The organism is Quisquiliibacterium sp. (assembly GCF_982640115.1).
This window is the reverse complement of sequence record NZ_CEXFHW010000059.1, coordinates 1-20,228: the sequence shown is the minus strand read 5'-3', so window position 1 is coordinate 20,228 and position 20,228 is coordinate 1. Positions and strand designations below refer to the sequence as shown.

General features: G+C 71.6%; 17 protein-coding genes and 2 pseudogenes. 8 read left to right on the top strand and 11 right to left on the bottom strand.

Features of this window, described 5'->3' with window-relative positions:
- From AC2H6A_RS08750 to AC2H6A_RS08740, 3 genes and pseudogenes are all read right to left on the bottom strand, one after another.
- A pseudogene (locus AC2H6A_RS08750) lies at positions 1 to 694 on the bottom strand (ammonium transporter); the annotation flags it as partial.
- 31 nt (positions 695 to 725) lie between these two features.
- Positions 726 to 1,064 (bottom strand): P-II family nitrogen regulator, encoded by a 339-nt coding sequence (locus AC2H6A_RS08745; protein WP_484272777.1) that lies wholly within the window; start codon positions 1,062 to 1,064, stop codon positions 726 to 728.
- Positions 1,065 to 1,121: 57 nt separating this feature from the next.
- The gene (locus AC2H6A_RS08740; protein WP_484272776.1) at positions 1,122 to 1,904 is read right to left on the bottom strand and encodes a TorF family putative porin; all 783 of its coding nucleotides are present in this window, start codon (positions 1,902 to 1,904) and stop codon (positions 1,122 to 1,124) included.
- 304 nt (positions 1,905 to 2,208) lie between these two features.
- Here AC2H6A_RS08740 and AC2H6A_RS08735 point away from each other — a divergent pair, with 304 nt between their 5' ends.
- Together AC2H6A_RS08735 and AC2H6A_RS08730 are read left to right on the top strand one after the other, a co-directional pair.
- Complete coding sequence (locus AC2H6A_RS08735; protein WP_484272775.1) at positions 2,209 to 2,499, top strand: accessory factor UbiK family protein; 291 nt, start codon at positions 2,209 to 2,211, stop codon at positions 2,497 to 2,499.
- Positions 2,496 to 3,230, top strand: a complete 735-nt coding sequence (locus AC2H6A_RS08730) for a hypothetical protein (protein WP_484272774.1) — start codon at positions 2,496 to 2,498, stop codon at positions 3,228 to 3,230. Before AC2H6A_RS08735 ends, AC2H6A_RS08730 begins: the two co-directional genes overlap by 4 nt.
- Here the strand turns inward: AC2H6A_RS08730 and AC2H6A_RS08725 are convergent.
- Positions 3,221 to 4,756, bottom strand: coding sequence for an AMP-binding protein (locus tag AC2H6A_RS08725; protein ID WP_484272773.1), 1,536 nt, complete (start codon positions 4,754 to 4,756; stop codon positions 3,221 to 3,223). The two genes, AC2H6A_RS08730 and AC2H6A_RS08725, sit on opposite strands and share 10 nt — an antisense overlap.
- Positions 4,756 to 5,994, bottom strand: coding sequence for a thiolase family protein (locus AC2H6A_RS08720; RefSeq protein ID WP_484272772.1), 1,239 nt, complete (start codon positions 5,992 to 5,994; stop codon positions 4,756 to 4,758). Before AC2H6A_RS08720 ends, AC2H6A_RS08725 begins: the two co-directional genes overlap by 1 nt.
- A gap of 113 nt (positions 5,995 to 6,107) precedes the next feature.
- On the opposite strand from AC2H6A_RS08720, the gene AC2H6A_RS08715 reads away from it, so the two are divergent.
- The 4 genes and pseudogenes from AC2H6A_RS08715 to AC2H6A_RS08700 all read left to right on the top strand — a co-directional run.
- Complete coding sequence (locus AC2H6A_RS08715) at positions 6,108 to 7,082, top strand: Bug family tripartite tricarboxylate transporter substrate binding protein (RefSeq protein ID WP_484272771.1); 975 nt, start codon at positions 6,108 to 6,110, stop codon at positions 7,080 to 7,082.
- 121 nt (positions 7,083 to 7,203) lie between these two features.
- On the top strand, positions 7,204 to 8,757 hold the full coding sequence (locus AC2H6A_RS08710; protein WP_484272770.1) for a YifB family Mg chelatase-like AAA ATPase: 1,554 nt from the start codon (positions 7,204 to 7,206) through the stop codon (positions 8,755 to 8,757).
- Entirely contained in the window at positions 8,754 to 10,088 is a 1,335-nt protein-coding gene (locus tag AC2H6A_RS08705; RefSeq protein WP_484272769.1) for an aspartate aminotransferase family protein, read from the top strand. The genes AC2H6A_RS08710 and AC2H6A_RS08705 overlap by 4 nt, the downstream gene beginning before the upstream one ends.
- Positions 10,085 to 11,011, top strand: a pseudogene (locus AC2H6A_RS08700) (DMT family transporter); the annotation flags it as partial. The gene AC2H6A_RS08705 and the pseudogene AC2H6A_RS08700, both read left to right, overlap by 4 nt.
- On the opposite strand, the gene AC2H6A_RS08695 reads toward AC2H6A_RS08700, so the two are convergent.
- The 3 genes from AC2H6A_RS08695 to AC2H6A_RS08685 all read right to left on the bottom strand — a co-directional run bounded on the left by AC2H6A_RS08695 (position 10,903) and on the right by AC2H6A_RS08685 (position 14,486).
- Positions 10,903 to 12,630 (bottom strand): NAD(P)/FAD-dependent oxidoreductase, encoded by a 1,728-nt coding sequence (locus tag AC2H6A_RS08695; RefSeq protein WP_484272768.1) that lies wholly within the window; start codon positions 12,628 to 12,630, stop codon positions 10,903 to 10,905. The pseudogene AC2H6A_RS08700 and the gene AC2H6A_RS08695 overlap by 109 nt on opposite strands.
- 99 nt (positions 12,631 to 12,729) lie before the next feature.
- The gene (locus tag AC2H6A_RS08690) at positions 12,730 to 13,956 is read right to left on the bottom strand and encodes an MFS transporter (protein WP_484272767.1); all 1,227 of its coding nucleotides are present in this window, start codon (positions 13,954 to 13,956) and stop codon (positions 12,730 to 12,732) included.
- Between the two features lie 2 nt (positions 13,957 to 13,958).
- Complete coding sequence (locus AC2H6A_RS08685) at positions 13,959 to 14,486, bottom strand: hypothetical protein (protein WP_484272766.1); 528 nt, start codon at positions 14,484 to 14,486, stop codon at positions 13,959 to 13,961.
- Between the two features lie 79 nt (positions 14,487 to 14,565).
- Here AC2H6A_RS08685 and AC2H6A_RS08680 point away from each other — a divergent pair, with 79 nt between their 5' ends.
- Positions 14,566 to 14,880, top strand: a complete 315-nt coding sequence (locus AC2H6A_RS08680) for a DUF1840 domain-containing protein (protein WP_484272765.1) — start codon at positions 14,566 to 14,568, stop codon at positions 14,878 to 14,880.
- A gap of 58 nt (positions 14,881 to 14,938) precedes the next feature.
- On the opposite strand, the gene AC2H6A_RS08675 is transcribed toward AC2H6A_RS08680, so the two are convergent.
- Positions 14,939 to 16,282: an alpha/beta fold hydrolase gene (locus AC2H6A_RS08675; protein ID WP_484272778.1), complete on the bottom strand. Its 1,344-nt coding sequence runs from the start codon at positions 16,280 to 16,282 to the stop codon at positions 14,939 to 14,941.
- A 104-nt stretch (positions 16,283 to 16,386) separates the two neighbouring features.
- Positions 16,387 to 17,211: an amidohydrolase family protein gene (locus AC2H6A_RS08670; RefSeq protein WP_484272764.1), complete on the bottom strand. Its 825-nt coding sequence runs from the start codon at positions 17,209 to 17,211 to the stop codon at positions 16,387 to 16,389.
- Between the two features lie 149 nt (positions 17,212 to 17,360).
- On the opposite strand from AC2H6A_RS08670, the gene AC2H6A_RS08665 reads away from it, so the two are divergent.
- Positions 17,361 to 17,819, top strand: coding sequence for an SRPBCC family protein (locus tag AC2H6A_RS08665; RefSeq protein ID WP_484272763.1), 459 nt, complete (start codon positions 17,361 to 17,363; stop codon positions 17,817 to 17,819).
- 9 nt (positions 17,820 to 17,828) lie between these two features.
- On the opposite strand, the gene AC2H6A_RS08660 is transcribed toward AC2H6A_RS08665, so the two are convergent.
- Positions 17,829 to 20,228, bottom strand: a 2,400-nt coding sequence (locus AC2H6A_RS08660) for a vitamin B12 dependent-methionine synthase activation domain-containing protein (protein ID WP_484272762.1), incomplete at its 5' end; no start/stop codon positions are given.

The window sequence follows — 20,228 nt, the reverse complement described above, 5'->3', positions numbered from 1 at the left end:
CGTCCCAGAACCACACCATGTGGGCCATCGGGACATACGAGAAGGTGAACCACAGCACCGTGAACAGCAGCACCGCCGAGAACTTCACGCGCTCGGCGAAGGCGCCGACGATCAGCGCGCAGGTGATCGCCGCGAAGGTGGCCTGGAAGGCGACAAAGCTCAGTTCGGGGATGTAGACGCCCTTGCTGAAGGTGGCCGCAACCGATTCGATGCTGATGCCCTTGAGGAACAGCTTGTCGAAGTTGCCGTAGAACGAGCCGCCGCCGCCGAAGGCCAGGGTGTAGCCGTAGATCGCCCACAGCACGACCACCAGCGAGAACACCACGAAGACCTGCATCAGCACCGACAGCATGTTCTTGCTGCGGACCAGGCCGCCGTAGAAGAGCGCGAGGCCGGGGATGGTCATCAGGATGACCAGCAGGGTTGCCACCGTCATCCAGGCGGTGTCGCCCTTGTTGGGCACCGGGGGCTTGGCCTCCTCGGCCTTCTCCTCGGGCTTGGCAGCCTCGGCCTTGGCATCGGCTTTCGCGTCGGCCTTGGCCTCGTCCTTCTTCTCGTCGGCCTTGGCTTCCGCCTTGGCCTCGGCCTTGGGCGCCTCGGCGGCGGGGCCGCCCTTGTCCTGCGCCAGCGCGCCGCCCATCGGGGCGATGCCCAGGGCGAGCGCGAGCGCGATGGCCCTCAACAGATTCTTCATGGTGTTCTCCGGGATTCGTTGACGGGGTGGGTCAGAGCGCTTCGTTGCCGGTTTCGCCGGTCCGGATGCGCACCACCTGTTCGAGGTCATAGACGAAGATCTTGCCGTCGCCGATCTTGCCGGTGCGCGCCGCGCCCTCGATGGCTTCGATGGCGCGCTCGACCAGGTTCTCGGCCACGGCGGCCTCGATCTTCACCTTGGGCAGGAAGTCGACGACATACTCCGCGCCGCGGTAGAGCTCGGTGTGGCCCTTCTGGCGCCCGAAGCCCTTGACCTCGGTGACCGTGATGCCCTGCACGCCGATGCCCGAGAGCGCCTCGCGGACCTCGTCGAGCTTGAACGGCTTGATGATTGCGGTGATCAGCTTCACTGGAATCTCCCTCTCGACCGGCCCCCAGGGGCCGGCCTCTGGTTCATGACAGTGGAATCAGAAGGTCTTGGTGACCGACAGGACCGCCACGCCCTTGCCCATGTCGCGGGAGTACGCGTTGCGGTAGCACTGACCCACGCCACCCTTGGCGTTGGTGTCGATGTAGGACAGGCCCCAGGTCAGCCCGGCGACATCCTTGGTGACACCGAGTTTCCAGTCGGTGTAGGAGCAGTCGGACTTGGCCCGACCGGCGCCGGCGGCGATGGTCTGCATGCCCACGTGCGCCACGAGGGTGAACCCGGCGGGCAGTTCGAAGTTGCCGGTCAGGTCGAGATAGCTTGAGCCCTTGCTGCTGGCGTAGCCGAAGGTGTTGGTCAGCGAGTGCGAGTACTTCAGGGTCAGCATCTTCCAGGTGCCGGCCACATAGGCTTCCAGGGTGTCGGGCTTGGTGAAGCCGGCGGGGTAGGAGCCCGGATAGAGGTACTGCAGGAGGCCGATGTCATAGCCCAGGTCACCCACGGCGCCCTTGTAGCCGCCGTAGAGGTCGAGTTCCAGGCTGTTGCTGACCGGGGCTGCGGTCGTGGACTGGTCGGAGATCCAGCTCACATTGCTGCCCCAGGTGCCCAGATAGAAGCCGCTGGCGTGCGAGTAGTCGAAGCCACCCTGCAGGGCGGGCTTGCCGTTGGTCTGCGCGATGCCGCGGTAGCGGTACTCGGAGGCAAAACCGACATTGCCGGTGAAGGTGTGCGGCGAGGCCTCCTTCTTGTCCTGGGCGACGCTCAGGGTCGGGAGGGTGGCGGTGAGGGCAGCGAGACCTGCCGCGGCGATCAGCTTTTTCATGGATGGCGCTCCTGGCGTGAATGGGATCGTGGAAAGCGGCCCCGCACCGGGGCGGGGATGGGTTCGCACGGTCTTGCATTTACCGTGCCACCTCGCTCGATCCGGCTTCCTGCGCCCGATCCGCCCGCAATCCCCGCTCTCCAGCCCGGTGAAAGCACTTTTTTGGTGCGCTAAAGCGCAAATCCCTGTTTTGGTGCACACCATGGCGCAAGGCGCGCCACCACGCCATGCGGCGCGTCGGCGCGGTGCTAGACTGGACCAACGCCGTTGTCCGCCCCGGTCAGCCGTTCAATCCCCTGCTGCCATGAACCGACCCGATCCGCTGGATGAGCTGCTTGCACGCCTGTCGCGGGTGGTGGCCGAGGCGCCGGCTGCCGCCGACCTGTCGCGCCGGCTGCGCGTGGTGCTCGAACAGGGCCTCGCCCAGTTCGACCTGGCCACCCGCTCCGAGCTCGAGGCCTATGCGCAATGGGCCGCCGGCATGCGCCAGCGGGTGGAGCGGCTCGAGGCGCGGATCACCGAACTCGAAGCCGCCGCCAGCGGCGCCAGCGCCGGCAGCCCCGCTGCGCCGGCCGAACCCGGGAGACCGACATGATCGTGCTGGGCACCAGGGAACACGGGCAGCGCCGCCGCCGCGCGGTGCCGGTGATGCAGGACACCTTCCACAAGTCCGAGTGGCTCGAGAGCGGCGAAGATCCGGTGCTCTCGCCCACCGCCTTCCTGGTCGAGCAACCGCCCAACACCACGCTGGTGCCGCACTTCCACCGGCAGAACCAGTTCCAGCTCTTCGTCGAAGGCGGCGGCACCATCGGCCGCAACCCGCTGGGCCCGGTGACGGTGCACTACGCCGGCGCCTACACCGGCTACGGACCGCTGGTCTCCGGGCCGCAGGGCGTCAAGTACTTCACCATCCGGCCGGTGTGCGAGAGCGGCTTCGTGCCGGTGGCCGATGCCGGCGAGAAGCTGCTGCGCGGCCCGCGCCGCCACGCCACCGCCGGGCCCATCGCCGTGCCCGACACCGCGACCCTGGCCGCGCTCACCGCGGTGCGCCAGCAGGTGCTGATCGCGCCCGAGCCCGACGGTCTGGCCGCCATCGTCACCGAACTGCCGCCCGGCGGCTCGGTGCGCTCGCAGGCCATCCCGGCCGCCCAGGGCCAGTTCGTGTTCGTGCTCGCCGGCAGCCTGGAGCACGAGGGCCTCACCCTCACACCCTGGGAGAGCCTGTTCGCGGCCGCCGACGATCCGGCGCCGATGCTGCGCGCCGGCCCCGGCGGGGCGCAGGTGGTCATGCTGTCCACCCCGCCGCGAGACCCCGCCTACCGCTGAGCCTCAGCCAGCCGGGCCCGCAGCTCGGTCTTGAGCACCTTGCCGTAGTTGTTCTTGGGCAGCGCCTCAAGCCGGAAGTAGGCCTTGGGCCGCTTGAAGCGCGCGATGTGCGCCACCACCAGCGCATCGAGTTCCGCGTCGCTCACCCGCTGACCGGGCCGCGCCACCAGGAAGGCCACCACCTCCTCGCCCCAGTCGGCATGGTGACGACCCACCACCGACACCTCGGCCAGCGCCGGATGCAGCAGCAGCACCTCCTCCACCTCGCGGGGATAGATGTTGGTGCCGCCCGAGATGATCAGGTCCTTGGCGCGGTCCTTCAGGGTGAGAAAGCCATCGGCGTCGAAACTGCCGAGGTCGCCGGTGCGCAGCCAGCCGTCGCGCAGCGCGGCCTCGCTCGCCTGCGGGTTGTTCCAGTAGCCGGCCATGGTCACCTCGGAACGGCAGATCACCTCGCCGATCTCGCCCGGCGGCAGGTCGCGGTCATCGGGGTCGACTACCCGCACCTGCACGCCGGTGCGCGCGATGCCCACCGAGCTCAGGCGCTCGGCGTGGCGCGGGTGCGCGCTGTCAGCGTGCATGGCCTTGGACACGCTGGTGATGGTGTTGGGCGTCTCGCCCTGACCGTAGATCTGCAGCAGCGAGCCGGGGAACACCGTCATGGCCCGGCGCAGGTCTTCCAGGTACATCGGCGCGCCGCCGTAGAACAGCGTCTTCATGTGCTCGGCGCGCAGCCGCGCGGCGCCGGGATGGTTGACGATGCGCATCACGATGGTGGGCGCGCCGAAGAACGACACCTGCCGGTAGCGGCCGATGAGATCGACCATCTCGGACGGATCGAAGCCCTGCGACTCGGGCACCACCTGATGGCCGCCGCGCGCGATCTGCGGCAGCGAGTACAGGCCGCCGCCGTGCGACAGCGGCGCGGCATGCAGCATGGTGTCTTCGGTGCTCACCGAATCGATGTCGGCGTAGTAGCGCAGCGCCATCGCGCGCAGGTTGCGGTGCGTGAGCGTGGCGCCCTTGGGCCGGCCGGTGGTGCCGCTGGTGTAGAAGAGCCAGGCCGGATCGTGTTCGGCCACCGCCTGCATGGGCAGCGGATCGGCGCGGCACAGCGCGCGGTAGGCGTCATCGTCGACGCTGATCAGCGCCGCCAGGGCCGGCGGCTGGCCGCCCATCGCAGTGAAGTCCATGCCCAGGTCAGGCGACACGAAGCACAGCCGCGCGCCGCAGTTCTCGAGGATGAACGCCACCTCGCGCGGATGCAGCTTCGCGTTGACCGGCACCACGCACAGGCCGGCATGCCAGGCCGCCCACATCAGCTCGAAGTACGGCGCGCTGTTCTTCATCACCAGCGCGATGCGGTCGCCGGCCGTGACCGCGGGATGACGGCGCAGCCCGCCGGCGAGCCGCGCCACCCGCTCGTGCAGCTGGGCGTAGGTGTGGATGAGGCGATCGCCGACCGAGACCGCGCGGGCCTCGCCGAAGCTGCGCGCGGTGGCGGCGAGAAAGCCGGCGGTGTTCATCAGGCCCGCCCCAGGATGGTGATGCAGGCCGCGGCTTCTTCGCAGCCGATGAAGCCGCCGCCGTTCTCGGCGATGGCAAAGCGCGCATCGGCCACCTGCCGCGGCCCGGCCTCGCCGCGCAGCTGCCAGGTGAGCTCGGCGATCTGGCCAAGGCCGGTGGCGCCGATGGGATGGCCCTTGCGTTCGAGACCGCCCGAGACATTCACCGGGATGCGCCCGCCCAGCCGCGTGTCGCCGCGCTCGGCGATCAGGCCACCCTCGCCGAACGCGCAGAAGCCCAGGTTCTCGGTCTGCACGATCTCGGCAAACGCGGTGGCGTCGTGCACCTCGGCCAGCGACATGTCCTGCGGCCCGAGGCCGGCGATCTGATACGCGCGATTGGCCGCAAGATGGGTGATGTGGCGATCGACCTGCGCGGGGTCGCGCGCCTGGCCGCTGGCCAGCACGCTGGCGCAGACCTTCACCGCGCGCGAGCGGTCGAAGTGACGCAGCATCGGCTCGGTGACCAGCACCGCCGCCGCGGCGCCATCGCTGATCGGCGAGCACATCGGCAGGGTGAGCGGCCAGGAGATCATCCGCGCGGCCAGCACCTCGTCGATGCTCATGTCGTTGCGAAACTGCGAGAGCGGATTGAGCGTGGAGTGGAAGTGGTTCTTGGCGGCCACCGCGGCGAGCTGCCGCTCGGTGGACCCGAAGGTCTTCATGTGGAAGCGCGCCAGCGCCGCGTAGACATCCATGAACAGGCTGCGCGGGCCGCTCTCCCAGGGCGTGCCCGGTGGCGGCGACACGCCCTCGCCCAGGGCGAGCAGGTCGCGGCTGCTGGCCTGCGCCTGGTGCACATCCCAGGCACCGTCAAAGATCGCGAAGCTGCGCGCCTTGTCGGCGTGATACATCTTCTCGGCGCCCACCGCGAGCGCGATGTCGGACACGCCGGCCTTCAGCCGCGTCCAGGCAAGGTGGAAGGCGGTGCTCGCGCTGGCGCAGGCGTTCTCGACATTGACGATCGGGATGCCGGCGATGCCGCAGTCGCGCAGGGCAATTTCGCCGCCCACCATGAACTGCCCCTCCATGGCCGACTGCGCCGCATTGGCGAAGAAGGCCGAGTCGATGCGCTCGCGGCCGATGCCGGCGTCAGCCAGCGCGGCCAGCACCGCCTCGCGGGTGAGGTCCTTGACCGACTTGTCCAGAAACTTGCCGAAGGCGGTCATGCCCACCCCCACCACATACACATCGCCCATGCCGACGCTCCAGAAGTTGTCGCGGCAAGCATAGCGCCGGAAGCGGAATGGCCGGCGCGGCCGGCTCGCTATAGTGGGCTGCCGCAGCCTGCCCGCCAAACGAGGAGACCGCCATGGACCGCACCCGCCGACTGCTCGCCAGCGCCCTGCCCGCCGCGCTGGCGCTGAGTCCTGCCCTGGGCCGGGCGCAGGCCTGGCCAACCCGGCCCATCCGCCTGATCCTGCCCTTCGGGCCGGGCTCGGGCACCGACACCCTGGCCCGCACCCTGGTCGAGCCGATGTCGCGCGCGCTGAAGCAGAACTTCGTGATCGAGCATCGGCCGGGCGCCAACACCGCCATCGCCTGCGCGATGGTGGCCAAGGCCGCGCCCGACGGCTACACCCTCGGGCTGCTCACCAACTCGGGGCTGGCCGCCAATCCCGGCGGCATGATCGACAACCCTGGCTACGATGTGGCGAAGGAGCTGGTCTTCGCCTCGCTGGTGGCCTCGGTGAACTATGTGCTGCTGACCGCGCCGGGCATCCCGGGACGCACGGTGCGCGAGGTGATCGACCATGTGAAGGCCAACCCGGGCAAGCTCAGCTACGCCAGCGGCAACACCGGCGGCATCTCGTACATGGGCCACCTCGCCCGCACCCAGGGCCTGAACATCGCCCATGTGCAGTACAAGTCCACGCCGCCGGCGCTGGTCGATCTCGCCGCCGGCCATGTCCAGCTCATGGTGAGCGATGTGCCCGCCGCGCTGCCCATGATCCGCGGCGGCCGGGTGCAGGTGGTGGCGGTGCCCTGGCCCACCCGGCATCCCCTGCTGCCCGACACGCCCACCTATGCCGAGCAGGGTGTGCCCACGCCCCCCGACTTCTCCGGCTGGTGGATGCTCACCGCGCCGGCCGGCACGCCCACCGAGATTCTCGACCGGCTCAATGCCGAGGCCGGCACCGCGCTCAACAACCCCGAGGTTCGGGCCTCGCTCAACCGCGCGGGCCTGGTGCCCATCCCCTCCACCCGCGACGAGGCGCTGCGCTACCAGCGCGACCAGCTCCAGGTCTGGGGGCGCATGATCCGCGAGCTCGGCCTGAAGATCTGACGAAAGGCTGGCCGGGGCGCTGCCCCTCGGCCATCGGGCTGAGCCGCAGGGCCGAGGCCCGCATCCCCAGCCGCGTCACTGCCCGGCCTAGACTGGGGCACCCCTCGCTCGCCCCAGCCGCATGTCGCTTGCCGTCGTCCGTTCCCGCGCCCTGGTGGGCCTACAGGCACCCGAGGTGCGGGTCGAGGTCCACCTCGCCAACGGGCTGCCGGCGCTGCATCTGGTCGGCCTGCCACAGGCCGCCGTGCGCGAGAGCGCCGACCGCGTCCGCGCCGCACTGCTGCAGGCCGGGCATCAGGTGCCCAGCCGGCGCATCACCGTCAACCTCACCCCGGCCGACCTCCCCAAGGACTCCGGCCGCTTCGATCTCCCCATCGCGGTGGGCATCCTCGCCGCCAGCGGCCAGGTGCCCGCTGAGGCCCTCGAAGGCCTCGCCTTCGTGGGCGAGCTCTCGCTCACCGGGCAGGTACGGCCCATCCGCGGGGTGCTCGCCATGCTGCTGGCCCTGCAGGCCGACGACCCTCGCCGGCGCCTGGTGCTGCCCGCCGCCTGCCAGGCCGAGGCCGAGCTGCTGCCTGACGGCCAGGCCCTGCTGGCCAGCGATCTCACCGAAGTCTGCGCTCACCTGCGCGGCGACGCACCGCTGCCCCGGGCCGCGCATCGCACCCCTGAGCCCGCCGCCCCGGCGGTGCCTGATCTTGCCTCGGTGCGCGGTCATGCCCAGGCCAAGCGGGCGCTCGAGATCGCCGCGGCGGGCGGCCACTCGCTGCTCATGGTGGGCCCGCCCGGCGCGGGCAAGAGCCTGCTCGCGGGCTGCCTGGCCGGGCTGCTGCCGCCCATGGCCCACGAGCAGTCGCTGGCCTGCGCGCTGGTCGCCTCGGTGAGCGGGGGCTTCCTGCCCGCCCAGTGGGGGCGCCGGCCGCTGCGCGCCCCGCACCACAGCGCCTCGGTGGCGGCGCTGGTGGGCGGCGGCAATCCGCCGCGGCCGGGCGAGATCACCCTGGCCCATCATGGCGTGCTGTTCCTCGACGAGCTGCCCGAGTTCCCGCGCGCCGCGCTGGAGGGGCTGCGCGAGCCCCTGGAAACCGGCTCGGTCACGCTCTCGCGGGCGGCGCGCCAGGCCAGCTACCCGGCGCGCTTCCAGCTGGTGGCGGCCATGAATCCCTGCCCCTGCGGCCATCATGGCTCGGGCATCCGGGCCTGCGTGTGTCCGCCCGGGGCGCCGGCGCGCTACCGGCATCGGCTCTCCGGCCCATTGCTCGACCGTATCGACCTCCAGATCGATGTCGCCGCGGTCAGCGCGCAGGAGCTGCTCGGCTGCCCACCGCCCGGGCAGGGGCCCGAGGGGCCCGGGGGCAGCGCCGCCACCGCGCGTCGGGTGGCCGCTGCGCAGGCCCGCGCCCTGGCCCGGCAGGGCGTGCCCAATGCCGGGCTGAGTCCGGCGGGCATCGAGGCGCACTGCCGGGCCGAGCCGGCCGCGCTGGCCCTGGTGCAGCGCGCCGCCCAGCGCTGGCACTGGTCGGCGCGCACCCTGCATCGGGTGCTCCGGGTGGCCCGCAGCATCGCCGATCTCGCTGACCAGCCGGCCATCCTGCCGGCCCATGCCACCGAGGCCGTGCACTACCGCCAGTCGGCTATTCTCGGCGCTCCGCCCGACCCTGCCGGCCCGCCATGACCGCCATCCTGCATCGCGCCCTCAGCCACCTGCCGCCGCGCGCGGTCTCGGGCGAGGGCGTCTACATCACCGACGATACGGGCCGGCAGTACCTCGATGCCTGCGGCGGCGCGGCGGTGTCCTGCCTCGGGCACGGCCACCCGGCGGTGGCCCAGGCCATCCGCAGCCAGCTCGATCGGCTCAGCTATGCCCACACCAGCTTCTTCACCACCGAGGTGGCCGAGTCGCTCGCCGAGCATCTCGTCTCGCGCGCCCCGGCCGGGCTGTCGCATGCCTACTTCGTGTCGGGCGGCTCCGAGGCCATCGAGGCCTCGCTCAAGCTCGCGCGCCAGTACTTCCTCGAGATCGGCCAGCCGCAGCGCAAGCTCTTCGTGTCGCGCCGCCAGAGCTACCACGGCAACACCCTGGGCGCGCTCGCCGTGGGCGGCAACGCCGCGCGGCGGCGGCAGTACGCGCCGCTGCTGATGGCCACCGAGCAGGTCTCGCCCTGCTATGCCTATCGCGACCAGTTGCCCGGCGAGTCGGCCGCCGCCTATGGCGAGCGGCTGGTGCGCGAGCTCGACCTCACCCTGCAGCGCCTGGGCCCGCAGCGCGTGATCGCCTTTGTGGCCGAGACCGTCGGGGGCGCCACCGCCGGCGTGCTCGAGCCGGTGCCGGGCTACTGGCGCGGCATTCGCGAGGTCTGCGATCGCCACGGCGTGCTGCTCATCCTCGATGAAGTGATGTGCGGCATGGGCCGCTGCGGCAGCCTGTGGGCCTGCGAGCCCGAGGGCATCAGCCCCGACATCGCCACCATCGCCAAGGGTCTGGGCGCGGGCTATCAGCCCATCGGCGCCATGCTGCTGTCGCGGCGCATCTACCAGGCCATCCAGGGCGGCTCGGGCTCCTTCCAGCACGGCCACACCTACCTGGGGCACGCCGTGGCCTGCGCCGCTGCACTGGCCGTGCAGCACACCCTCGAGCGCGAGGGCCTGCTCGAGCGGGTGCGGGTCATGGGCGCGCGGCTGGCCAGCGGGCTGCGCCAGCATCTGGGCGGGCATCCGCGGGTGGGCGACATCCGCGGGCGCGGCCTCTTCATGGCGCTGGAGCTGGTGGCCGACCGCGCCAGCCGCGAGCCCTTCGACCCGGCGCTGCGCGTGCACGCCCGCTTCAAGCAGGCCGCCATGGCCCGCGGGCTGATGACCTATCCCATGGGCGGCACGCTCGACGGCACCCGGGGCGATCACATCGTGCTGGCGCCGCCCTTCATCATCGACGAAGCCCAGGTCGACCTCCTCATCGAGCGGCTGGGCAGCGCGCTGACCGACACCCTCGCCGGCCTGCCCGCGTGAACGCAGCCCTGCCCGCCGGCGTGGCCTGCGCGCTGGCCGCGGGCCTGCTCTGGGGTCTGGTGTTCATCGTGCCGCTGCTGCTGCCCGGCTACTCCGCGGCGCAGCTCAGCGCCGGCCGCTATCTCGCCTTCGGGCTGGTGGCGCTGCCGCTCGCCCTGGCCGGGCGCGCCGGCCTGGCCAGGCTGCGCCGGGCCGACTGGCTGGAGGCGCTGCGGCTCGCGCTGGTGGGCAACCTCGCCTACTACGCGCTGCTGGCAGCGGCCATCCAGCAGGCTGGCGCGCCGCTGCCCACCATGATCATCGGCACGCTGCCGGTGGTGATCGCGGTCTGCGCCAACCTCGGGCAGCGCGAGATCGCCTGGCGCCGGCTGGCCCTGCCGCTGGTGGTGCTGGGCGCGGGCATCGCGCTGGTCCATGCCGACGAGCTCGCGCGCCTGCGCGCCCAGGGGCAGTCAGCGCAACAGCTGCTGGTAGGCGCGCTGCTGGCCGCCGGCGCGGTGGTCTGCTGGACCTGGTACCCCATCCGCAACGCCCGCTGGCTGAAGGCGAATCCGCAGGCCGGCTCGGGCACCTGGGCCACCGCGCAGGGCCTGGCCACGCTGCCACTGGCCGCCGCGCTGTGGCTGGTCCTGAGCGGGTTGACGGACCCCGCCCCGGGCCTCGGCCCGGAACCGCTGCGCTTTCTGGCGCTCATGGCCCTCACCGCGGTGGGCGCCTCATGGCTGGGCTCGGTGCTCTGGAACCGCGCCAGTCAGCGCCTGCCCACCGTGCTGGCCGGACAGCTGATCGTGTTCGAGACCCTGGCCGCGCTCGGCTATGCGTTCGCGCTGCGGGGGGAAGCGCCGGGGCCCTTCACGCTGGCCGGCATGGCGTTGCTGGTGGCCGGCGTGGTGCTGGGGGTGCGCGCCACCGCCTCGGCCGCCTTGATGCCGTCCACGCCGGCCGACAGGATGCCGCCGGCATAGCCCGCACCCTCCCCCGCCGGGAACAGTCCGGCCACATTCAGGCTCTGGCCGTCCTCGCCGCGGGTGATGCGCAGGGGCGAGGAGGTGCGGGTCTCCACGCCGGTGAGCACGGCGTCGGGCCGGTCGAAGCCGGCGATCTTGCGGCCGAACACCGGCAGCGCCTCGCGGATGGCGGCAATCGCATAGCCGGGCAGGCTGCCGCCGAGATCGGTGAGCGTCACGCCCGGCTTGTACGAGGGCAGCACCTCGCCGAAGGCGGTGGAGGGCCGCCCCGCGAGGAAGTCGCCCACCAGCTGCCCGGGCGCGTTGTAGTTGCCCCCGCCCAGGGTGAAGGCGCCGGCCTCGAGCTCGCGTTGCAGCGCCATGCCGGCCAGGGGATGCACCCGACCGCCCACCCGCGGCATCAGCGGATAGTCCTCGGGGCTGATGCCCACCACGATGCCGGCATTGGCGTTGCGCTCGTTGCGCGAGTACTGGCTCATGCCGTTGGTGACCACCCGGCCGGGCTCGGAGGCCGCGGCCACCACCGTGCCGCCGGGACACATGCAGAAGCTGTAGACCGCGCGACCGTTGCCGGCGTGATGCACCAGCCGGTAGTCGGCCGCGCCGAGCGCGGGGTGCCCGGCGTGCACGCCGTGGCGGGCGCGATCGATCATGCCCTGCGGATGCTCGATGCGGAATCCCACCGAGAAGGGCTTGCTCTCCAGGAAGACCCCGCGCTCGTGCAGCAGGGCGAAGGTGTCGCGCGCACTGTGGCCGGGCGCAAGCACCACCTGCGAGACCGCGAGCTCCTCGGTGCGGCCGCTCGCGGCATCGGTGACCGCCAGCGCGCGAAGACGCCGGCCCTGCGGCCCGTCGTCGATGAGGAAGTCGGTGACCCGCTGCCCGAAGCGGATCTCGCCGCCGAGCGCGATGATCTTGGCGCGCAGGTTCTCCACCACCTTCACCAGGCGGAAGGTGCCGATGTGCGGATGGGCCGCCACCAGGATCTCGGGCGGTGCGCCAGCCTGCACGAACTCGTTCATCACCTTGCGCCCGAGATGGCGCGGATCCTTGATCTGGCTGTAGAGCTTGCCGTCCGAGAAGGTGCCGGCGCCGCCCTCGCCGTACTGCACATTCGACTCCGGGTTGAGCTCATGGCGCCGCCACAGGCCCCAGGTGTCGCGGGTGCGCTCGCGCACCGCCTTGCCGCGCTCGAGCACGATCGGGCGCAGGCCCATCTCGGCGAGCACCAGCGCGGCGAAGATGCCGCAGGGCCCGAAGCCGATCACCACCGGGCGGGGCTGCCCCGGAGGCGCCTGCACCGTCGGCGCGTGATAGCGCATGTCGGGCGTGACGCTGATGCGCGGGTTGCCGCGATGACGCGCCAGCAGCGCGGCCTGCGCCGCCGGGTCGCGCAGCGTGAGGTCGACGATGTAGACCAGCAGCAGCTGGCGCTTGCGCGCGTCATGGCTGAGCTTGAAGACCGTGAGCTGCGCGATGTCGGTGGGCGGCACGCCCAGCACCGCCGCCGCGGCCTCGGTGAGGGCCGGCTCGGCATGGTCGAGCGGCAGCTTGATTTCGCTCAGGCGGATCATCGGGAAAAGGGCGCGGGAGTGGCTGACTGACGCAGGGTCGCTGCGTGGCAACACGACAGGCGGGGGCGTGTCGGCTCGAGGCGTGGACTCATGCGCATTCTAAGCGCGCGGCCCGGCGCGCCAGCCCAGCAGCAGCGCGAAGGCCACCGTCTGCATGCCCACCCACACCAGCAGCGTGGCGCGGAAGGCCGCCGCGGTGTCGCCGAGGGCGGCGCGAAACAGGTCGACCGACACGCCGAAGAGCCACTGGTGCAGAAAGATGCCGCTGAAGATCAGCAGGTTGAAGCCGGTGAAGGCGCGACCGGTGAGCGCGGGCGGAAAGCTCATCGCCACATGGGTCTGCACCAGGGTGTAGCCGGTGGACATCACGCCCAGCGGCAGCCACAGCAGCCAGGCCCAGGGCGCCGGCACGAGCGCGATCGCGGCCTGCAGCCCGATGAAGCCGGTGCCGCACACCGCCACCACCTGCAGCACCGTCCAGCCGCGGCGCTCGAAGCGCGGCGCAAGCCAGCCCATGCCCAGGAAGCCGCAGAGCAGCACCGCGTTGAAGGCGAGCAGCGCGCCGGCCGCCTGCGAGGGCGACATGCCGATCACCTGCGTGAACCAGGGCCCGGCCCACAGGCTCTGCAGGGCCACGAAATGCGACTGCATGGCCAGCGCCGCGATCGCCCAGCGCCAGAACACCCGGCTGCGATAGACCTCGCCATAGCCCGCCCAGATCGGCTGGCCGCGCACCGGCGGCGCAAGCGCCTGCTCCTCGTCGCGCGGCACCCGCAGCCAGATGCCCAGCGACACCGCCGTCAGCGCCACCGCGGCCAGCGCGAACAGGCCGCGCCAGCCCACCAGGGGCAGGGCCATCTCCACCGGCACGGTGACCGCCATGGCCCCGCCGGTGCCCACCACCAGCATCCAGGCCGCGAGCTGCGCCTGCCGCGCAGGCGGGTACCAGAAGCGGTAACCCTTGAGCGCCGACATCAGCGCGCCGGCCACCCCCAGCCCGATCAGCGCCCGACCCAGCCACAGCGCGCCGGTGCCCTGGGCCAGCCCGAACACCGCGCAGCCGCAGGCCGACACCAGCAGCAGCAAGGCATTGGTGCGCCGCGAGCCGAATCGGTCGAGGCACACCCCCAGGGGGAGCTGCATCAGCGCGAACGACAGGAAGTAGGCCGATGACAGCGCGCCGAGCTGGGCATTGCTCAGCCCGAAGCGCGCGATCAGCTCGGGCGCGATCACCGCGTTGATCGAGCGCAGCGCGTAGGACAGGAAGTACGCGCCGCCGAACCAGGCGAAGACCGTGAGCGCGGACAGCCCGCGCAGATACGCCATGCTCAACCGGCCGGCGCGACGAGGCGCAGCGAGTCGAGGAACAGCCGCGCCTCCTCCTCGGGGAGGTTCTCGCCCACGGCCACCGCCTGACAGGCCCGACCGGCCTCGCCCACGAAGACCGCGCGCATGGCCGTGGACCGCGACTGCACCGTGCCGCGGACAGCCACCCGCATGGCGGGCAAGCGCGTGCGCGGTGCGCCGGTGGTGTCGATCAGCGGGATGGTCACCGCATCGGCCCGCTCCTCGGTGCCGGCGATGTTGGCCAGCATGCCGGCGCGCATCGCGGCCAGCACGCGCTCACGCCGCTCGGGCGCGGCATCGGGCAGGGCGGCGCAGGCCACGGTGAACGCAATGCCCTCGGCGCGCGCGCCGGTCATGCTCATCACCAGGTCCTGGCCGTCGAGCCGCACCCGCTGGGTGAGCGTGGCCGGCTTGCCGGGCAGCATCACCGCCACCGCCGGATCGGCTGGCCGAACCTCGCGCCAGTTGTAGTCGGGGGCGCAGGCGGCGAGGGCGAGCAGCAGCGGCACGGCGACGGCCCGGGCCAGGCGCGACCCGGCAGGTCGGGACCGGCTATGCTTGGCCAGGGATGCAATGAGGGAGACGGGCATGCTGTACGAGTTCAAGAGCAAGGCGGGCGGCACGGTGGTGATGACCCAGCCGGTGGCCGAGCAGTTGCTGGGCATCATCGGCAAGGCGCCAGCGCCCGCCGGAGTGTTCGAACCGACCCATCTGCCCGAGGCGGTGCGCAAGCTGCAGGCGGCGGTGGATGCCGAAGCACCGCCCACCCCGGAAGACGACGACGCCCATGAGGCGGTGGCCCCGATGGCGCGCCCGGTCAGCCTGCGCCAGCGCGCCTGGCCGCTGATGGATCTCTTCAAGGCGGCGATCGCCGCCAGGCAGCGGGTGACCTGGGGCGTCTGACCCGCATTATCGCCCCGGCGGCGGCCGGGGCCGTGCATGCCCCGGCTGCGCAGCCGGTTCAGTGGTGCAGCTCGATCACCGACACACGCCCCTCGGCTGCCGGCCAGCTGCGGGCGGCGATGCGCTCGCCGTTGAACTCGGCCACCACCGTGCGCGAAGCGGCCGCCGGCAGCACCAGCCGCGCACTGGACAGCCCGGGCACGCCCGGCCCGATGCCGGGCAGCGGCCGGCCATCAAGGCTCATGCTGTCGCGGCCCAGGCCGAAGTAGCCGCGCGGACGCGTGAAGCTGAGCACCGAGCCTGCGGCCCGGTCGGCATCGCTCAGGCGCGCCGCGCGCAGGTGCACCAGCGCGGAAGACCGCGGAAACGGTGAGCGGTAGACATGCTGGGTGGCATAACCCTCGGCCGAGAGCTCGAACTCCAGGCAGGTGGTCGGCCCGGTGCGCAGCGGCCCCCAGCGGCCATCGGCCGCGGTGATCCGCTCGAGCAGGGGGGCGCCCCGGCGCTCACCGCTCGCGCAGTCGAGCGGATGCACCCGCAGCCGCGCGCCAGCCAGCGGCCGGTTGGTGACCGCGCTGCCCGCCAGCCCGCTCACCATGCCATCGAGCACCACCTCGGGCTCGGGCCGGATCGCGGTGTCGCGCGGGGGCTGGCCGGTGATGAACTGCCAGGTCTGCTCGAAGGCGCGGGCGTGGTACGAGACCTCGCGGTGATCGGCGCCGGGCAGCACCCGGTTGTCGGCGCCGCGCAGCTCGGGTCCGCGGGCGTCCACTCCGGTCTGCCAGCCAGCGCGACCGATCCACTCGCCGGTGGGCTGGGCGAACTTGTCGTTGCCGTCGGAGCGCAGCGTGAGCCAGCGCACGCCGGGCGTGACCTCCAGCCCCTGCGGCCCCTGCGGCGTGTTCAGCGCGGTCAGGAAGGGGCCGGCGCCGTTGAACTCGTTGCCGGGCCGGAACTCGGCGCGGGCCCACACGCCGTGGTTGGGCGTGCCGCCGAGCACGGCATGCGAGACCTTGCCCGCGCCACCGCCCTGGCGAAGGTAATTGCGGATGGCGTTGCCGCCGCGCGAATTGCCCACCAGCACCACCTTCGCGGCTCCGGTGCGCGCGAGCACCCGGTCGACCTCGGCGGCCAGGAAGGCCATGTGCTCGGCGGCCGAGGTGCGTCCGGCCTGGGCCACCGCGTCATCGTCGCGGGCCAGCGGATCGGGCAGGTCGATGGCATGCAGGCGGTCGCGCGGCCAGCCGAGCGACTCGAATCGCCAGACGGTGGTGGTCCAGAGCGCCGCGGTGTCGCCGTTGCCATGCACGAAGACGATGGGCGGACGGGCGTCAGCGGCCGGGCCGGTGGCCAGCGGCGCGCAGGCCGACAGACCCGCGGCGAGCAGCAGCCCGCCCAGCATTGCCAGGGGTTTGCGCCGCCCGGCTGAGAGGGGTTCACGCCGTGCGGCGGCGGGCGCTTCGCGCAAGGCGGTTGCGGGGCGCAGCGCACGCCGATCGGAGGAAGTCATGTCTCGAGGCCTTTCCAGCCGATCCATTCGCAGACGCCGCGGCCCATGACCCATTCCAGGTCGTCGCCGCCGGCGAGCCAGGGCAGCTCTTCGGTGAAGTGGGTGACGCACTGGCGCCAGGTGCAGGGCATGCGGGTGATGTCGGTGCCCCAGAAGAAGCGCTTCGGGCCGAAGGCATCGAAGATGCGATGCAGGCCTTCGGCCAGGCGCGGGAAGGGATAGGGCTCGGTGGCGTAGCCCGGCGCGCCGGTGGCCTTGACGGCCACATTGGGCAGCGCCGCCAGCGCGAGCAGATCGGGCAGCTTCGCAAACGCGGCCTCGTCGCGGCCCTCGCGCACCAGGCCGAGGTGATCGACGATCAGCCGCAGCCGCGGATGGCGCCGCGCGATCTCGCCGAAGTCCTTCAGAAAGCGGCCGGCCATGGTGGCCACCGGCAGACCCACCCGCTCGGCCTCGGCCCAGACCCAGTCCATGGTGCCGTCGATGTGCCAGGTCTGCTGGTCGGGGCGCAGCAGCGGCCAGCGCAGGCCGCACTGCCCCGGACGGCTGCGCCAGTCAGCGAGCAGGCCCCGGCTCTCGGGGCGGTCAATCGGCACCTGACCCAGCACCGCGAAGCGCCGCGGATGCAGGCTTGCGGCCTGCTCGGCCAGGGCGTTGGCGTGAGGATCCCAGCTGAGCGGCGGGTGGATCACCGCAGCATCCACGCCGGCCTCGTCCATGGCCGCCAGCGCCTCGTCGATGCCCCAGGCGGTGATCTGGCGATGCGGGTGACTGGGCAGCCCGGTGGACCAGAGGTGGATCTGCGCGTCGACGATCTTCATCAGGCCTCCCGTAAACCCGGAAACGGACCACCGCGGTGCCGGCATTGCCCCGCATCCGCTGCGGCCAGAGAGGGCCGGCGCAGTATCGTGACAGGCCCGACACCGAGTCAACCAGCGCGGCGCGTGCCTCGACACGCCCGGAGAACCCCATGACCGAGACCGTTGCCTTCGAACGCAGCCACGACATCCTGATCGACGCCCCGCCCAAGGCGGTGTTCGACTATGTGAGCAACCCCCGCTCCTGGCCGGAGTGGATCGCGGTGTCCCACGAGGTGGACAGCCCCGACCGCCCGCTGATCACCGGCGAGACCTTCCGCGAGAAGTGGTTCTCGCGCGAAGAAATCCAGCTCGACTGGGTGGTGCTCAAGGCCGACTCGCCGCGCTGCTGGGTGGCGCGCACCCACGCCGGCTTCATCGGGCCGATCATCGTGCGCTACGACTTCGAGCCGGTGGGCCAGGGCACGCGCTATCGGCGCACCGTGAGCAACCCGGCTCGCCCCAAGGCGCCCACCGAGGCCATGATCGGGCGCATCGACGCCGAGGCGGCCACCGCGCTGGCCAACATCAAGGCGCAGGTGGAGCGGCGGGTGCGGGAGGGCCGGGCCTGAGGCCCGCCCTCAGCCGAGCAGGCTCGCCAGCGCCCGACGCAGGTCTACCTCGGTGCGGCCTGCGCGTCGCGCGTAGTCGCGCACCTGGTCCTCGCCGATGGGGCCCACATTGAAGTACTCGGCCTGCGGGTGGGCGAGGTAGAAGCCGCTGACGCTGGCCGCCGGCGACATGGCAAAGCTCTCGGTAAGGCTCATGCCGATGTCCTCGCAGCGCAGCACCTCGAACATGGCGCGCTTGACGGTGTGCTCCGGGCAGGCCGGATACCCGGGCGCCGGCCGGATGCCGCGGTACTTCTCGGCAATGAGCTCCTCGGTGCTCAGGCGTTCGTCGGCCGCGTAGCCCCAGAGCTCGCGGCGCACCCGCTCGTGCAGGGCCTCGGCGTAGGCCTCGGCCAGCCGGTCGGCGATCGCCTTGAGCATGATCGACGAGTAGTCGTCGAGCAGATCGGCGAACTCCTTCTCGCGCCGCTCCACGCCGATGCCGGCCGTGACTGCGAACAGGCCGATGTAGTCATCAGCGCCACCGGCATCGGCCCGCGGCGCGATGTAGTCGGCCAGGCACTTGTTGAACACACCCTCGCGCTTGACGGTCTGCTGGCGAAGGTTGTGCCAGGTGAGCGCCACGCGGCTGCGCGACTCATCGGTGTAGATCTCGATGTCATCGCCCACGGCATTGGCCGGCAGCAGCGCGATCACGCCATTGGCGGTGAGCCAGCGCCCGTCGATGACGCGCTTGAGCATGGCGCGGCCGTCGGAATACACCCGACGGGCCGACTCGCCCACCAGCTCGTCGTTGAGGATGCCGGGGAAGGCGCCGTGCAGATCCCAGGTCTGGAAGAACGGCCCCCAGTCGATGCAGCGGGCGATGTCGGCGAGGTCGTGGTTGCGGAACTCGCGCCGGCCGATGAAGCGCGGCTTGGCCGGCTGGTAGGTGAGCACCGGCCGGTTGGCCCGGGCCTTTTCGAGCGGGATGAGCTCCGGCCCCTTGCGGCCGGCATGCTGGGCACGCACCCGGTCGTAGTCGGCCATCAGGTCGGCGAGGAACTTCGGCCGGGTCTGGGGCGAGATCAGCTGCTGGGCCACCGGCACCGAGCGCGAGGCATCGGGCACATAGACCACCGGCCCCGAATAGTGCGGCGCGATCTTCACCGCGGTGTGCACCCGCGAGGTGGTGGCCCCGCCGATCAGCAAGGGGATCTTGCGCAGGCGGAAGTACTCGTCGCGCTCCATCTCGCGCGCCACCGTCTGCATCTCTTCCAGCGAGGGCGTGATCAGGCCCGACAGGCCGATGATGTCGGCCCCTTCCACCCGGGCGCGGGCGAGGATGTCGGAACACGGGACCATCACCCCCATGTTCACCACCTCGAAGTTGTTGCACTGGAGCACCACGCTCACGATGTTCTTGCCGATGTCGTGCACATCGCCCTTCACCGTGGCGATGACGATCTTGCCGCGCGCCGAGACATCGCCGCCGGCCGCCGCGATGGCCTGCTTCTCGGCCTCGATGTAGGGGATGAGGTGGGCCACGGCCTGCTTCATCACGCGGGCGCTCTTGACCACCTGCGGCAGGAACATCTTGCCCGCCCCGAAGAGGTCGCCCACGATGTTCATGCCGTCCATGAGCGGGCCCTCGATCACCTCGATGGGCCGCCCGCCGCGGGCGTGGATGGCCTGCCAGACCTCCTCGGTGTCGTCGGTGACGAACTGGGTGATGCCGTGGATGAGGGCGTGGGCCAGGCGCTTTTCCACCGACACCGGCGCCTCGGGCGTGCCGCGCCAGTCGAGGTTCTCTTCGCGGCGCGCGCCGCCGGCCTTGAGCGTGGCGGCGAACTCGATCATGCGCTCGGTGGCGGTCTTGCCGCGCTCGGGGGAATCAGCGGGCAGATCGTCGGGCAGCGAGGGCGGCCGGTGCAGCACGATGTCTTCCACGCGGCGGCGCAGCTCGGGCTCGAGTTCGTCATAGACGCCCACCATGCCGGCGTTGACGATGCCCATGCTCAGGCCGGCGCGGATGGCGTGGTAGAGGAAGACGGTGTGGATGGCCTCGCGTGCGGCGTCGTTGCCGCGGAACGAGAACGACACATTGGACACCCCGCCCGACACCTTGGCCCGCGGCAGATTGGCGCGGATCCACGAGGTGGCCTCGATGAAGTCTACCGCGTAGTGGTCGTGCTCCTCGATGCCGGTCGCAATGGCGAAGATGTTGGGGTCGAAGACGATGTCCTCGGCCGGAAAGCCCACCTGCTCCACCAGCAGCCGGTAGGCCCGCTCGCAGATCTCGGTCTTGCGCGCGAAGGTGTCGGCCTGACCCTGCTCGTCGAAGGCCATGACGATCACGGCGGCGCCGTAACGGCGCACCAGCCGGGCCTGACGCAGGAACTCGGCCTCGCCCTCCTTGAGCGAGATGGA